The following is a 14,737-nucleotide window of genomic DNA, read 5'->3' on the forward strand; positions in this document are numbered from 1 at the left end:
AGGTCGTTGATCTTGTCGACGCCCTCGCCGGAGCTGTCGTTCTCGCCGTTGGCCTTCACCACGGCCTTGTCGGCGACGTTGCCGGGGGTGCCCGTCGGGAACGAGGACGGCGGCCTGGACCTCCGCCTTGGTCCGGGCCGCCGTCGGTGGCAAGGGCACTTGCCACCCTGTACACGACTGGAGGGCCGCGACCGGTTCAACGTTGCGGCGAAGAAATTTCGTCGAACGGCGAATCCCAGGTCAGCGGCTGTCAAGCCGGTGAAATCCACGTGTCAGCGTCGCGGCAGCGTCGTGACTGATGCTGGAGCCATGGGGAGGGAACTGCCGCGCGGGGGGCCGGTCGCCGGGATGTCGGCCGCGCTGGAGCGCTGGGGGCAACGCTGGGCAGAACAGGCGGAACTGCGCCGTTTGGACGACGATCAGTGCGGAGAAGCGGCTGAAGAGGACGTTTCGCCACGCGCCGAACACGAGTGATCACCACTCGTACGGCCAAAGCGTCGAATGCGTAACCGATAGGGGTCTTTGTAGGTGCTGGCGGCAACGGCGTTGGTTACTAAGAGGTACGGTGCGCCGTCTAGAACCCAACAACGTCGTTGGGGAGGAACCTCAGGGAGGAGACGAGCCGTGCGTCGTCGTATGCGTGGTGTCGCGGTCGCCGCGATCGCGTTGACCAGCGTGATGACTATGGCCGCCTGCGCGAAGGACTCGGGTGGCGGGAGCAACAACTCGAACACCGGCAGTGGTGCCGCTTGCGAGTTCGCAACGCCTCCGCCCGCACCGACCACCTCGAACACCAGCGCCGCAGCTGGTGACAAGGTGGACGGCAGCGCGCTGAAGGTGGGTCTGGCCTACGACATCGGTGGCCGTGGCGACGCGTCGTTCAACGACTCCGCCGCCGCCGGTCTGGACAAGGCCCTCACCGACCTGGGCATCAAGAAGGAGAACACGCGCGAGCTCTCCGCCGCCCCGAACGAGGACGAGGCCGCGAAGCAGACCCGTCTGCGCCAGCTCGCGTCCGAGGGCTTCAACCCGATCATCGGTGTCGGCTTCGCCTACGCCGAGTCGATGAAGCTCGTCGCCAAGGAGTTCCCGAACGTCAAGTTCGCGCTGGTCGACTCGGCCGTCGAGGGCGCCACCAACGTCACGCCGCTGCTCTTCGCCGAGCAGGAGGGCTCCTACCTGGCCGGCGTCATCGCCGCGTACCAGAGCAAGAAGTGCCACGTGGGCTTCGTCGGCGGCGTCGAGATCCCGCTGATCCAGAAGTTCGAGGCCGGCTACTTCCAGGGTGCCAAGGCCGCCGCGCCGAAGATCCAGATCGAGAAGAAGTACATCACCCCGGCTGGTGACTTCACCGGTTTCCAGGACGCCCCGAAGGGCCAGGAAGCCGCGAAGGGCCAGATCGACAAGGGTGCCGACGTCATCTACCAGGCCGCCGGCGCGTCCGGTAAGGGCATCTTCTCGGCCGCCAAGCAGGGTGGCGTGCTGGCGATCGGTGTCGACTCCGACCAGTACAACCAGGCCACCGTCGCCGACACCAAGGACGTCATCGTGTCGTCCATGCTCAAGCGCGTCGACGTCGCGGTCTACGACTACATCCGGGCCGTCGCGAAGAACGACCTCGCGTCGCTGCCGAAGGTCTTCGACCTGAAGGTGAACGGTGTCGGTTACGCCACCTCGGGTGGCAAGATCGACGCGAAGCTGCAGGGCATCCTCGAGGGCTACAAGGCCCAGATCATCGAGGGCAAGATCCAGGTCAAGGACAAGCCGTAGTCCGAAAGCCACAGCACGCTCCGGGCCCTGTGAGGACAGACCTCACAGGGCCTGGTGCGTGGTAGGAGGAGCACTCGACGATGAGCAGTTCCACGTCCGTACGGACGGACGATCCCCCCGCGGTGGTGCTCACCGGCATCACCAAGCGATTCCCCGGTGTGGTCGCCAACAGCGACGTCCACCTGACCGTCCGCCGCGGCGAGGTACATGCCCTGTGCGGTGAGAACGGCGCGGGCAAGTCCACCCTGATGAAGATCCTCTACGGCATGCAGGCGCCGGACGAGGGCACCATCGAGGTGAACGGCGAGCAGGTGCGGTTCCGCACCCCGTCGGACGCCATCAAGGCCGGCATCGGCATGGTGCACCAGCACTTCATGCTCGCCGACAACCTCACCGTCCAGGAGAACGTGGTCCTGGGCGCGGAAGCGTTGCACGGCATCGGCCAGAAGGCCCGCAGGCGCATCATCGAGCTGTCCGGCAAGACCGGGCTCAACGTCGACCCCGGTGTGCTGGTCGAGCAGCTCGGCGTCGCGGACCGCCAGCGCGTCGAGATCCTCAAGGTGCTCTACCGCGGCGCCAAGGTGATCATCCTGGACGAGCCGACCGCCGTGCTCGTGCCGCAGGAGGTCAACGAGCTCTTCGACACCGTCCGCGGCATGCAGGAGCAGGGCTACACGTTCCTGTTCATCTCGCACAAGCTCGACGAGGTCCGCGCGATCGCGGACTCGGTCACGGTGATCCGCCGCGGCACGACCGTCGGCAGCGCGGATCCGAAGACCGTGTCGTCGCGCCAGCTCGCCGAGATGATGGTCGGCAGCGAGCTCCCCAGCCCGGAGACCCGCGAGTCCACCGTCACCGACACGGTCGTGCTGGACGTCAAGGGCCTCAAACTGCTGACGCCAGACGGCTCGCGATCGATCCTCGACGACGTCGACCTGGTGGTCCGGTCCGGCGAGGTCGTCGGCATCGCCGGTGTCGAGGGCAACGGGCAGACCGAGCTGGTCGAGACGATCATGGGCATGCGCAAGGCCGGCAGCGGCACGATCACGTTGCAGGACAAGGACCTCACCAAGCTGGGCACGCTCGGCCGGCGCGAGGCGGGCATCGGCTACATCCCGGAGGACCGCCACCGGCACGGCCTGCTGCTCACGCAACCCCTTTGGTACAACCGGATTCTCGGCTACCAGACGCGCAAGCCGACGTCGAAGGGCATCTGGCTCGACACCGACGGCGCGAAGAAGGACACCGAGCGGATCGTGTCGGAGTTCGACGTCCGCACGCCGGGCATCGACGTACCGGCGGCCGCGCTTTCCGGCGGTAACCAGCAGAAGCTCGTCGTGGGCCGCGAACTGTCCGGCGACCCGGTGCTGCTCATCGCGTCGCACCCGACCCGCGGTGTCGACGTCGGCGCGCAGGCGTTGATCTGGGAGGAGATCAAGCAGGCGCGCGCCCGCGGGCTCGCCGTGCTGCTGATCTCCGCCGACCTGGACGAGCTGATCGGCCTGTCGGACACGATCAAGGTCATGTTGCGCGGCCGCCTGGTGGCCGACGCCGACCCGAACACCGTCACGCCCGAGGATCTCGGCAGCGCGATGACGGGTGCGGGCAGCACCAGCGCCGCGGTTCAGGAGACCGCCGCGGTCGAGGAAGGCGAGAACTGATGGGACAGCTGCGCGGCAAACTCCTGCCGCCCGCGTTGGCGATCGTCTTCTCGATGCTGCTGTGCGGGGTGGCGCTGATCATCTCGGGCGCGAACCCGCTCAGCGCGTTCGGCGCGATGATCTCGCAGGTCGGCAAGGGCACGACCACCGTCGACATCATCAACTCGACGGGGATCTACTACATCGCGGCGCTCGCGGTGGCGATCGGGTTCCAGATGAACCTGTTCAACATCGGTGTCGAGGGCCAGTACCGCGTCGCGGCCGTCGTCGCCGCGGTGGTCGGCGGCTCGATCGCGCTGCCGCCGGGCATCCACACGCTGGTGATCATCATCGTCGGTGCTCTGGCGGGTGCCGCCTGGGCCGCGATCCCCGCGATTCTCAAGGTGACCCGCGGCGTCAACGAGGTCATCTCGACGATCATGATGAACGGCCTGGCGATCGGCTTCTCGGCCTACCTGATCCGCCGCGACGTCTTCGGTGAGCTGCGGGGCAACAACATCCGCACGCCGGAGATCCCGTCGAGCGGCTGGATGCCCGGCATCTCGTTCGGTGGCGGCGGCACGATGTTCGGCTTCCTGTTCGTGGCCATCGCTTTGGGCGTCGGCTACTGGATCATGATGAACCGCACCAGGTTCGGTTTCGAGCTGCGCGCGTCGGGCGAGTCCTCGACCGCCGCGTCGGCCGGTGGCGTCAACGCCAAGAAGATGGTGCTGGTGTCGATGCTGCTCTCCGGTGCCATCGCGGGTCTGATCGGCCTGCCGGAGATGCTCGGCCGCGACCACACGTTCAGCCTGAACTTCACCGCGGGCATCGGCTTCTCGGGCATCGCGATCGCGCTGCTCGGCCGCAACCACCCCGGTGGCATCGCGTTCGGCGCGCTGCTGTGGGCGTTCCTCGACAAGTCGGGTCTCGCGCTCGACAACGTCGGTGTGCCAAGGGAGATCGTCACCATCATGCAGGGCTCGATCGTCCTGTCGGTCGTCGTCGCGTACGAGGTGGTGCGCCGCGTCGAGCTCGCCGCGGAACAGCGTCGCGTCGGCCGTGAGCTCGGAACTGTCGGAGGTGCCGCGTGATCACGACGATGGAGGAGAAGCCCCACGTCCCGGCGGCACCTCGCAAGCGCAAGGTTCCCGGCTGGGCCGTCGGCGTGCTCTGGATGACGGGCGCGATCGTGCTGCTCTCGGTCACCTCGTACCAGACCGGGTTCCTGCAGCTGACGTCTTCCGGCACCACGCAGACCGCGGTCCGGCTCGCGCTGCCGATCCTGCTCGCGGGTCTCGGCGGCCTGTGGTCCGAACGCGCCGGCGTGGTCAACATCGGCCTCGAAGGCATGATGGTCATGGGCACCTGGGGCGCGGCGTGGGCCGGCTACCAGTGGGGTCCGTGGGCTGCTGTCGTTGCGGCCGTTGTGTTCGGTGCGTTGGGCGGTCTGCTGCACGCGATCGCCACGGTGTCGTTCGGCGTCAACCACATCGTCTCCGGTGTGGCGATCAACCTGCTCGGCGCCGGTCTGACGAAGTACCTGTCGACGCTGGTGTTCTTCCCGATCTCGCACAACCCGCGCCAGTCGCCGCCGATCCAGCCGTTCGACACGTACTCGGCGGCGGGCTTCGCGGACTGGCTCGGTGAGCTGGAGTCCGGTCAGCGCCTGATCATCTCGGACGTCGCCGGCATCCTGCGCGGCCTCGTCACCGGTGTCTCGCCGTTGACGATGCTGACGATCCTGCTCGTGCCGCTGTCGTACTACCTGTTGTGGCGCACCCGTTTCGGCCTGCGTCTGCGCTCGGTCGGCGAGAACCCGTACGCGGCGGACTCGTTGGGCGTGAAGGTGTACTTCCACAAGTACGTGGCCGTGATCGTGTCCGGTGGTCTCGCCGGTCTCGGTGGCGCGGCGCTGGTGCTGAACCCCGGTCAGCTGTCCTATTTGGAGGGTCAGACCGGCGGCCGCGGCTTCATCGGCCTCGCCGCCATGATCTTCGGCAACTGGCGGCCCGGTGGGCTTCTGGGTGGTGCGGCGCTGTTCGGTTACGCCGACGGCCTGCAGCTGCGTTCGGGTGGCGAAACGGTGCTGGCGCTGGTCTACGGCGTGGTGCTGCTGCTCGGCGTGATCGTGGTGTGGCAGCTGATCCGTCGTCGCTGGTTCTCCGCGGCGGCCGCGATCGTGGTGGCCGTGCTGCTGTACCTGCTGTACATCAGCCTCGACGAGATCCCGGGCGAGTTCGTGTCCTACGCCCCGCACATGGTGACGCTGGCCGTGCTGGCCGTGGCGTCGCAGCGGTTGCGGATGCCGGCCGCCGACGGTCTGGTCTACCGCCGTGGCTGAGATCGACTGGGACCTGCTCCGGGCACGGGCGGTGGAGGCGGCGTCGTTCGCCCACTGCCCGTACTCGGGGCTGCAGGTCGGTTCTGCCGCGCTTTGTGACGACGGCCGGATCGTGACCGGCTGCAACGTCGAGAACGCTTCTTACGGCGTCGGGCTTTGCGCCGAGTGCACGATGGCCGGCCAGCTGCAGCTGACCGGCGGCGGCCGTTTCGTCGCGGTGGCTTGCCGTTCTGGATCTGGCGAGCTGCTGATGCCGTGTGGCCGTTGCCGCCAGGTGCTCTATGAGCTCGGCGGGCGCTCGTTGATGGTGGACACGCCGCGCGGGCCGCTGCCGATGACCGAGGTGCTGCCGGACGCGTTCGGACCGGAGGATCTGCCGTGAGCTTCTCTGCCGTGGATGTCATTCGCGCCAAGCGCGACGGCCTGGTGCTGTCGGACGCTCAGATCGACTGGGTCATCGACGCCTACACGCGTGGTGCCGTGGCGGACGAGCAGATGTCCGCGCTGGCGATGGCGATCTTCTTCAACGGGATGTCCTCGGCGGAGACCGCTCGCTGGACGCAGGCGATGATCTCGTCAGGCGAGCGGTTGTCGCTGCACGTTGATCGTCCGACCGTGGACAAGCACTCGACCGGTGGCGTCGGCGACAAGATCACGCTGCCGCTGGCGCCTCTCGTGGCCGCTTGTGGTGCTGCGGTGCCGCAGTTGTCGGGTCGCGGGCTCGGGCACACCGGCGGGACGCTGGACAAGCTGGAGTCGATTCCGGGGTGGCGCGCCGCACTGTCCACTTCGGAGATCCTGGCGCAGCTGTCCTCGGTCGGCGCGGTGGTTTGTGCTGCTACCGAAGGGCTTGCGCCGGCTGACCGGAAGCTCTACGCGTTGCGCGATGTCACCGGGACCGTCGAGGCGATTCCGCTGATCGCTTCTTCGATCATGTCGAAGAAGATCGCTGAAGGCGCGGAGTCGCTGGTTCTCGACGTGAAGGTCGGTTCGGGTGCCTTCATGAAGGATCTCGGGTCCGCCCGCGCTCTGGCCGAGGCTCTCGTGGCGATCGGTGTCGAGCACGGGGTGCGGATTTCCGCGCTGCTGACGGACATGTCCGTTCCGCTCGGTGCTGCTGTCGGCAACGCGGTCGAGGTGGCCGAGTCCGTTGACGTGCTGCGTGGTGGCGGGCCTGCCGATGTCGTCGAGCTGACCGTGGCCCTGGCTGAGGAAATGCTGTCGCTGGCCGGGATTTCCGCTGATCCCGCCGCCGTGCTGGCTTCGGGTGAGGCTTACGAGACGTGGGCGCGGATGATCCGGGCTCAGGGCGGTGACCCGGAGGCGCCGCTTCCGGTGGCTTCGCACAAGCACGTGGTCACGGCTCCTGCCTCCGGCGTTCTGTCTACTTTGGACGCTTACGGTGTTGGTGTCGCCGCCTGGCGTCTTGGTGCCGGCCGGGCGCGCAAGGAGGACCCGGTGCAGGCCGGGGCCGGTGTGCTCTGCCTGGCCAAGCCCGGCGACTCCGTGGTCGCCGGTCAGCCGTTGCTGGAGCTCTACACCGACACCCCGGATGCTGTTGAGGGTGCCTTGCAGGCGTTGGAAGGCGCCTACACCGTCGCGGACTCGGCTGTGGAGCGGTCCGCGCTGGTGATCGACACCATCCGCGGCTAGCCGACGAGCGTGCCGGCCAGCGGGGCGCGGTCCTGCTTCCACAGCACGCACAGGACTTCCTGACGGCCAGGGGTGGCGGCGTCGTTGTACGCCTTCCACTCCTGCTCCGTCGGTACCAGCCCGGTGAAGCCCAGCGTCTGGTTGTTCTGCGGCAGCGCCTTGAACTGCTCGGTGCAGTACTTGGTGGTGAAGTCGGCGAGCCACTTCGTGCCGGGGTAGGCGGTGTCCTTCGGCTTGTCCCACAAGGGAGTGGCGGCGGAGAACTGCTGGATGCTGTGCGGCTTGTCGCACGGCACGCTGCCCGGCACCGGTGAACCCTGCGTCAGGAAGTCCTTGGCGCACTCGGTGCCGGTGAGGTTCCACCCCGGCACGTCCCCGCCCCGCCCGAACGTGGCGATCCGGCGCGACGGCAGCGGTGCTCCGATCGGCAGCTGCGCCGCCTCGGTCCACTGGTCGGAGTTCTGCTCCGCGCTGTTGGTGGGTGCGCTGGTGTTGTTGCTGTCTTTCGGTTTGAAGGCCTGGTACCCGGCGAACGCGGCGCCTGCCAGCACGACTGCTCCGAGTGCCAGCGCGGCGACCTTGACGGTCGTGTTCTTCTTGCGCTGCACCGGAACCGGTGCTTGGCCCTGGACGATCGCGGTGAGCGCGGCTTTCGCCTGGGGCGCGGTCATCCGCCTGTTCGGGTCCACGGTCAGGAGTCCGCGGATCACCTCGGCCAAGGCGGGCGAGGCGCGGTGCAGCACCGGCGGTTCGTTCATGATCGCGTGCAGCGTCGACGCCGTGGACGTGCGTTCGAACGGGCTGATGCCCTCTACGGCGTGGGCGATCGTGACGCCCAGCGCCCACAGGTCCGAGGCGGGCGAGGCTTCCCAGCCACTCAGCCGGTCCGGCGACATGTACGCGGGTGAGCCGACGATGCCTCCGTTGGACGTCAGCCTCGGGTCGTCGATCGCCTGGGCGATGCCGAAGTCGGTGAGCTTCACGGCGCCGTCCGGGCGGACCATGATGTTGCTGGGCTTGACGTCCCGGTGCACGATGCCGGCCTGGTGGGCGGCTTCCAGGGCACTCAGCGTCTGCAGTGCGATGTTGGCCATCCACACCGAGTCGCGCGGGCCGTGCCGCTGGACGATGGTCGCGAGGTCGGCTGCGTCGATCAGCTCCATCGCGAGGTAGGTGCGGCCGTTCTCCCGCACGACGTCGTAGACGGTGACGACCGCCGGGTGGTTCAGCCTGCCCGCGGTGCGCGCTTCCCGGAGCATGCGCTCTTCGAGGACCTGGCGTTCCTGGTCGGAGATGCCGTGCGGTGGGTGCAGCTCCTTCAGGGCCACCGCCCGGCCCAGCAGCTGGTCCTGGGCTCGCCACACGACGCCCATCGCGCCGCGGCCCAGCTCGGCGAGGAGTGCGTAGCGGTTGGCGATGAGTCGCGGTTGCGGCACGGACTATCCCTTCTGGACGCCCCCAGATCGCGGCGAGCTTAGCGAGGCTGTGTGAGCGCTCTCGCACATGGGCACGTTGGCGAGAGGCGAACGGTTCAGCGCTGGGCGCGCTTCACCGGGAGATCCAGTTCGGGCACGAGGTCGCGGACCAGGTCGTCGCCCCAGACGCAGAGCGTCTGCTCCCAGGGGTGACCGAAGGTGCCCCGGCTCATGTCCTCGGTCAGGAAGATGTAGTAGTCGCCGTCGGGAAACGGCGAGAACGGGGAGTCCAGCCATTCGCTCGCGCCGCCGAGACGGTGCGGTCGGAACTGGTAGGCCGGGTGCTGCCAGTCCAGGGCCAGCAGCACCGTCTCCTCCGGGTAAACCCGCAGGAACGACGCCAGGACGACCTCGTCGACCCTCGTCGATCCCCGCACGAACTGGTCCGGCTGGAAGATTCCGGCTAGGTCCAGCGTGACCGACCCAGCCGGTTCCGCGATCGCCGGCCAGTTCTTCGGGTAGAAGCTCGCCCTGAAGTCAAACCGGTCGTAGAACGGATCCCATGCCTGCCGGTAGTCGACCTCGGTCCACGCTTCGCTGAGCACGCGGCGAGCCTACGGCCTGCGAACACAGAACGGCCCCGGAGCGGGAGGCTCCGGGGCCGTTCTCACAGCAGACGATCAGGCGCCCTCGGCCGCCAGGTCGTCGTCGTCCATGTCCTTGCCGCCGTTGACCGGCTTCGCACCGTTCTTGCGGGTGCGGCGCTGCGGGCGGGGCAGGGCGGTGGGCGGCGGGGGAGGCGTCGGCGAGCCGCCGCCGAGGATGAGCTCGGCGAAGGTGGCCATGGCCTCGTCCAGCTGGCCGCCGATGCGCAGTTCGGATTCCTGGTTCGACTTGCGGACCAGGGACTGCAGGGCGTCGGTGTCCGGGCGGGCGCCGACGGTCTCGGCGACCTTGGTGAGGCTGGCGTCGACGGAGCCGCCGAGCTCGGTGAGGCGGGTGGCGAAGTCGTCCTCGACCTTGTCCAGGCGGTCGGTCATCGTGTCGAGCTTCGAGGTGACCTGCTCCAGGCGGCCGGCGAGAGCCTCCAGGCGGTCGGCCGCGTCGACCTGGTCGCGGGACTGCTCGATCGCCGCGTACAGGGCGGTGCGGGCCTCGTCCAGCTTGCCGTTGACGACGGTCTGGGTGTCGGCGACGGCGGTGGCCAGCTCGGCGCGGGTCTCGGCGAGCGAGGTCGCCAGGGCGTCGCGGGTCTCGGCCACGGTGCCGGCCAGCTGGCCGCGGGTCTCCGCCACGGCGCCGGTCAGCTCGGTGCGGGTCTCGGCCAGCGCGCCGGACAGCTGGTTGTGGCGCTCGGTGGCGGCCGAGATCAGCTTCTCGCGGCTGTCCGTGATCGCGCCGGACAGCTCCCCACGGCTGTCCGCGATCGCGGAGATCAGCTCGGCGCGCGCGGCGGCCAGCGAGTCGCGGGACTCGTCGGCGCGGCCGTGCAGACCCGAGAAGGAGTCGGCGAGGATCTTCTGCAGGGCCTCGCGGGTGCCGTCGAGGTGCTCGTGCACGCCCTCGTCCACCTCGTCGAGGCGGCCGCGCAGGGCGGCTTCGAGGGCCTCGATGCGCTCGCGCAGCGGGTTGGTGACGGCGCCCGGGATCGCGTCGACCTTGCCGTCCTGCTTGTCCAGGTGACCGTCGAGGTCGTCGATGCGCTTGTGGATGCTCGAGAGCTTGTCCTCGAGACCGTCCATGCGGCCCGCGACACCTTCGAAGCGGCCGGCGACGCCGTCGAGGCGGCCGTCCAACTGGGCGAAGGGCTTGGCGAGCTTGTCCACCAGGGCGTCGACCGCGCGACCGATGTCGGCGACGGCGTTGTCCTGGGCCTCCAGCTTGGCGAGGGCTTCGTCCAGCCGCTCCGCGAGAACGCTGACCTCGGTGCGGTCCGGCAGCTCCGACAGGCGCTTGCGGACCGAACCCAGCGACTCCAGAGGCGACATCCGGGCGTGGATCTCGTCCAGCGCGTCGAAGATCTGCTGCTGCTCGCTCTCACGGATCTCCGCGGCACGCGTGAGCATGTTGCGCATCCGATCGAAGGACATCGTGGAGCTGTTGTTCTCTGTCACGGCTGAGTGCCTTCGTCCAGGGGAGGGGGAGACCACGGGAGCCTATCCGCGTCACGGGACGTGTCTGTACCACCCCCGCCAGAAAACGGCCGGGTGCGGACGGGCGACTGACCCGGTCAGGCTACCTGGTTACGCTGAATGCCAAGTTACCGGCCGGATGCGTCCGATTGCGACCGGTGATGTTCCTACCTTGGGGTGACTCAAGCCTCGCGGTGGTAGCAGAAAGTTGTGATCACGGATCGGCAACATCCGTGAGCCAGCAAATGATCATACCGGCGACAAGATCATTTTGGCCAGCGCTGAAGCGGCGTGTCGCCTGAAGTAACGTGTAGCAATGTCCACGCCGCTTTCCTTGGAGACCATCCGCAGCGCGCCGAAGGTGCTGCTGCACGACCACCTCGACGGTGGCCTCCGCCCGCAGACGGTGATCGAACTCGCCGATGCCTCCGGCTACCAGGGCCTGCCCACCACAGACGCGGGCGTCCTGGGCGGCTGGTTCCGCGACAACGCCAACTCGGGGTCGCTCGTGCGATACCTCGAAGGTTTTGCCCATACGTGCGGTGTCATGCAGGACGAGGCCTCTCTCGTCCGCGTCGCCGCCGAGGCAGTCGAAGATCTCGCCGCGGACGGCGTCGTCTACGCCGAGATCCGCTACGCGCCCGAGTTGTTCGTGGAGAAGGGCCTCTCGCTCGAGCAGATCGTCGAAGCGGTCCAGGAGGGCTTCCGCCTCGGTTCCGCTCGCGTCGCCGAGACCGGGCGCAAGATCCGCATCGGCACCCTGCTCTGCGCCATGCGTCAGAACGAGGGCTGGCTGCGCATCGCCGAGCTCGCCGTCCGCTACCGCGACCTCGGCGTCGTCGGCTTCGACATCGCGGGCCCCGAGGCCGGCTTCCCTCCCACCAGGGGCCTCGACACCTTCGAGTACCTGCGCCAGCAGAACGCGCACTTCACCATCCACGCCGGTGAGGCGTTCGGGCTGCCGTCCATCTGGGAGGCGATCCAGCACTGCGGCGCCGAACGCCTCGGCCACGGCGTGCGGATCGTCGACGACATCAAGGTCTCCGGCGACGGCACCGTCCAGCTGGGACGCCTGGCCGCCTACGTGCGCGACCGCCGCATCCCGCTGGAGATGTGCCCGACGTCGAACCTGCAGACCGGCGCCGCCCAGTCGATCGCCGACCACCCGATCGGCCTGCTCGCCAAGCTGCGGTTCCGCGTCACCGTCAACACCGACAACCGCCTGATGAGCGACTGCACCTTGTCGAGCGAGTTCGCCGCGCTGGTCGACACGTTCGGCTACGGCTGGGCGGACCTGCAGTGGTTCACGATCAACGCCATGAAGTCGGCGTTCATCGGGTTCGACGAGCGGCTCTCGATCATCAACGAGCTGATCAAGCCGGGTTACGCCGCGCTGACCGCGTGACGTTCGGTGGGCCACCCGAGCTGGGTGGCCCACCGCGGTCAGAATTGGTTGATAGCTGCGGTCGCGTAGCTCTGGCCGTTCTGGTAGATCGCCATGTTGGCGTTGGTGGCACTCACCCTGAGGCCACCAGGGGCGTCGATCGAGCATTGGGTCGGGATCGTGAAGGCCTCGACCTCTGGCGGCGAGATCGTCACGCCGTCCATTTCGGTCACGCACGACTGGCCGTCGATCGTGATGACGATCGTGTAGACGTCGGGGTCCGGGTTCGTGAAGCCATCGGTGAAGGCGCCGCTGAGTCTCAGCCCGACCAGCGGGACGTTCGTCCACACGATCTCGCCGACCGCGCCGGAGGTGAACGTGGAGGAGCCGACCGTGCTGGCGGAGGCCGGTGCGGTCGAAAGCGAGGCAACCGCACAAATTGTCGCCAGAAATACGAGCGTTCTTTTCAGGGTTGTTCTCATGGCCAAGAATAGTTCTCGCAGCGACATCTGCGGGATCCCTCATTAGCCTGAAATCAGCTGGCCCAGGCGTTCTCGTCGATCGGGCTGAGCTTCCGCAACGGCTCCCACCACGCGCGATTCGCCGCGTACCAGCGGACGGTGTCCCGGACGCCGGCCTCGAAGCCGATCTCCGGTCGCCATCCGAGCTCGTGGCCGATCCGGGTGGAGTCCAGCAGGTAGCGGCGGTCGTGTCCGGGCCGGTCCGCGACGATCGACTTCCGCGACTGCGGCAGGTCCAGCTCGTCCAGCACCAGGTCCGCGATCTGGTCCACGCTCGCCTCGACGCCCGTGCCCACGTGGTACGTCCGGCCGATCTCGCCATCGCGCAGCACCGCGTCGATCGCGCGGCAGTGGTCCAGCACGTGGATCCACTCGCGGCGGTTGTCGCGCGCCGCGTAGATGGGCAGCTGCTCGCCGTCCAGCGCGCGGGTCGTGAACAGCGGCAGCACGTTCTCCGGGAACTGCCGGGGGCCGTAGTTGTTGGCGCAGTTGGTGATCGTCACGGGCAGCTCGAACGTCTCGAAGTACGAGCGCACCGCGTGGTCGGCACCCGCCTTGGACGCGTTGTAGGGCGTGCGCGGGCGATATGGCGACTCCTCGTGGAACGCCTCCACCGCGTCCAGCGCGAGATCCCCGTAGACCTCGCACGTCGAAACGTGGTGGAACCGCTGCACGCCTGCCCGGCGGCAGGACTCCAGCAACGCTTGGGTGCCAAGGACGTTCGTGCGGAAGAACCGGCCGGGATCCAGCACGGCGAGGCTGTTGTGCGACTCGGCCGCGAAGTTCACGACGACGTCGACATCCGATACATCGGCGTCCGCGATGTCCGCGTGCACGAACGGCACGTCAGCGGGCAGATTCGTGCGTGTGCCGCGATAGGTCAGCGCGTCGAGTGCGATGACCTCGTCCGACGGGTGTTCGCGCAGCCAGTAGCGGGTGAAGTGCGAGCCGATGAACCCGGCCGCACCGGTGACGAGCACGCGCATGAGTCAGTCCTCCGATGAACGGATCGGTGCTACCCCAGGGGGTTCCGCGCCGGGCCAGCCGCGGAACTCGACTTCCAGCTGGAACCGGTGGCCCAGGTAGTGGTGTTCGGACAAGGCGATCGGCTGCTCCGACGCGTCCAACGCGATGCGCCGCACCAACAACACGGGTGTGCCGACCGCGACTCCGAGCAACGGGCCGACATCACCCGCGGCCACGGCAGCGATGCTCTGCCGCACCACGGCGATCTGATTTCCGTTGCGCCGCAAGGTTTCCCACGTGCCAGGCGACTCGGCATCGGCACGGCTGACCGGCGCCGCCAACGCCAGCGGAACCCACTCGGTCACGACGTCCAACGGAGCGTCTCCGGTGCGCCGCAACGACCGCACCCGCAGCATCTCGCCCACACCCAAGGTCAGCGCGACGCTCGAAGGTGCTGGCAGGTAGCCGTACTCAAGAACGGTCCGCACCAGCGAGACACCGGCATCCACCACGGCAGACCGCGCGTGCTGGAACGTTCCCAGAGCGAGTGGCTGCGCGAACGACGCCACGTACCAGCCGGCACCTTTCCGGGACATCAACAGGCCTTCGTCCCGCAGCTGTTCCAACGCGCGCCGCACGGTCACGCGGCTGACCTCGTAGCGGCGGCCGAGCTCGGCCTCGCTCTCCAGCGCCCCGGCCGGGCCGTAGTCGCCGAGCGTGACCCGAGAGCGCAGCTCAGCGGCGAGGCGCTGCGACCGAGTACCTGTCATAAACCTGTATCATACAGATGTCGCGACCGGATGGAGTTCCGGAACGCGTTGACCTTGGTGTGAGGAAGGGCGAGCAGCTTCCCTGAGTCGTGTCCGCCGAGTTGTGGGCGCGGATCGAGCCGCGCCAGAGCGGGCTCGAAGC

Annotated in this window: 14 protein-coding genes; 8 read left to right on the forward strand and 6 right to left on the reverse strand. The window is 68.1% G+C overall.

All coding sequences use genetic code 11. The annotated features are described in order from the left end of the window. Positions 1-309: 309 nt before the first annotated feature. From ABZX92_RS41375 to ABZX92_RS41405, 7 genes are all read left to right on the forward strand, one after another. Positions 310-474, forward strand: coding sequence for a hypothetical protein (locus ABZX92_RS41375; protein WP_355570947.1), 165 nt, complete (start codon positions 310-312; stop codon positions 472-474). 162 nt (positions 475-636) lie between these two features. Beyond that, positions 637-1,770 (forward strand): BMP family ABC transporter substrate-binding protein, encoded by a 1,134-nt coding sequence (locus ABZX92_RS41380; RefSeq protein ID WP_355570958.1) that lies wholly within the window; start codon positions 637-639, stop codon positions 1,768-1,770. An 80-nt stretch (positions 1,771-1,850) separates the two neighbouring features. After that, positions 1,851-3,431: an ABC transporter ATP-binding protein gene (locus ABZX92_RS41385; RefSeq protein ID WP_355570948.1), complete on the forward strand. Its 1,581-nt coding sequence runs from the start codon at positions 1,851-1,853 to the stop codon at positions 3,429-3,431. Continuing rightward, positions 3,431-4,504 (forward strand): ABC transporter permease, encoded by a 1,074-nt coding sequence (locus ABZX92_RS41390; protein ID WP_355570949.1) that lies wholly within the window; start codon positions 3,431-3,433, stop codon positions 4,502-4,504. The genes ABZX92_RS41385 and ABZX92_RS41390 overlap by 1 nt, the downstream gene beginning before the upstream one ends. An 8-nt stretch (positions 4,505-4,512) precedes the next feature. Then, positions 4,513-5,754 (forward strand): ABC transporter permease, encoded by a 1,242-nt coding sequence (locus ABZX92_RS41395; protein ID WP_355570959.1) that lies wholly within the window; start codon positions 4,513-4,515, stop codon positions 5,752-5,754. Next, complete coding sequence (locus tag ABZX92_RS41400) at positions 5,747-6,136, forward strand: cytidine deaminase (protein WP_045313176.1); 390 nt, start codon at positions 5,747-5,749, stop codon at positions 6,134-6,136. Before ABZX92_RS41395 ends, ABZX92_RS41400 begins: the two co-directional genes overlap by 8 nt. Next, complete coding sequence (locus ABZX92_RS41405; protein WP_355570950.1) at positions 6,133-7,407, forward strand: thymidine phosphorylase; 1,275 nt, start codon at positions 6,133-6,135, stop codon at positions 7,405-7,407. The genes ABZX92_RS41400 and ABZX92_RS41405 overlap by 4 nt, the downstream gene beginning before the upstream one ends. Here ABZX92_RS41405 and ABZX92_RS41410 read toward each other — a convergent pair. The 3 genes from ABZX92_RS41410 to ABZX92_RS41420 all read right to left on the reverse strand — a co-directional run bounded on the left by ABZX92_RS41410 (position 7,404) and on the right by ABZX92_RS41420 (position 10,912). Next, the gene (locus ABZX92_RS41410; RefSeq protein ID WP_355570951.1) at positions 7,404-8,843 is read right to left on the reverse strand and encodes a serine/threonine-protein kinase; all 1,440 of its coding nucleotides are present in this window, start codon (positions 8,841-8,843) and stop codon (positions 7,404-7,406) included. The genes ABZX92_RS41405 and ABZX92_RS41410 overlap by 4 nt on opposite strands. A 95-nt stretch (positions 8,844-8,938) precedes the next feature. After that, complete coding sequence (locus ABZX92_RS41415) at positions 8,939-9,427, reverse strand: DUF2716 domain-containing protein (RefSeq protein ID WP_355570952.1); 489 nt, start codon at positions 9,425-9,427, stop codon at positions 8,939-8,941. A gap of 75 nt (positions 9,428-9,502) precedes the next feature. Next, on the reverse strand, positions 9,503-10,912 hold the full coding sequence (locus ABZX92_RS41420; protein WP_355570953.1) for a hypothetical protein: 1,410 nt from the start codon (positions 10,910-10,912) through the stop codon (positions 9,503-9,505). Between the two features lie 358 nt (positions 10,913-11,270). Here ABZX92_RS41420 and ABZX92_RS41425 point away from each other — a divergent pair, with 358 nt between their 5' ends. After that, positions 11,271-12,359, forward strand: a complete 1,089-nt coding sequence (locus ABZX92_RS41425) for an adenosine deaminase (protein ID WP_355570954.1) — start codon at positions 11,271-11,273, stop codon at positions 12,357-12,359. A gap of 38 nt (positions 12,360-12,397) precedes the next feature. On the opposite strand, the gene ABZX92_RS41430 is transcribed toward ABZX92_RS41425, so the two are convergent. Genes ABZX92_RS41430 through ABZX92_RS41440 form a run of 3 tightly spaced genes read right to left on the reverse strand, consistent with a single transcriptional unit; the run spans position 12,398 to position 14,595 of the window. After that, a complete protein-coding gene (locus ABZX92_RS41430) occupies positions 12,398-12,847 on the reverse strand; it encodes a hypothetical protein (RefSeq protein WP_355570955.1) in 450 nt (149 codons plus the stop codon). A gap of 26 nt (positions 12,848-12,873) precedes the next feature. Then, positions 12,874-13,845, reverse strand: coding sequence for a dTDP-glucose 4,6-dehydratase (locus ABZX92_RS41435; protein WP_355570956.1), 972 nt, complete (start codon positions 13,843-13,845; stop codon positions 12,874-12,876). A 3-nt stretch (positions 13,846-13,848) separates the two neighbouring features. Then, positions 13,849-14,595, reverse strand: coding sequence for a GntR family transcriptional regulator (locus tag ABZX92_RS41440; RefSeq protein ID WP_355570957.1), 747 nt, complete (start codon positions 14,593-14,595; stop codon positions 13,849-13,851). Positions 14,596-14,737: the final 142 nt, after the last annotated feature.

It is taken from the genome of Lentzea sp. NPDC006480 (genome assembly GCF_040611995.1).
In the GTDB taxonomy this organism is placed as follows: domain Bacteria; phylum Actinomycetota; class Actinomycetes; order Mycobacteriales; family Pseudonocardiaceae; genus Lentzea.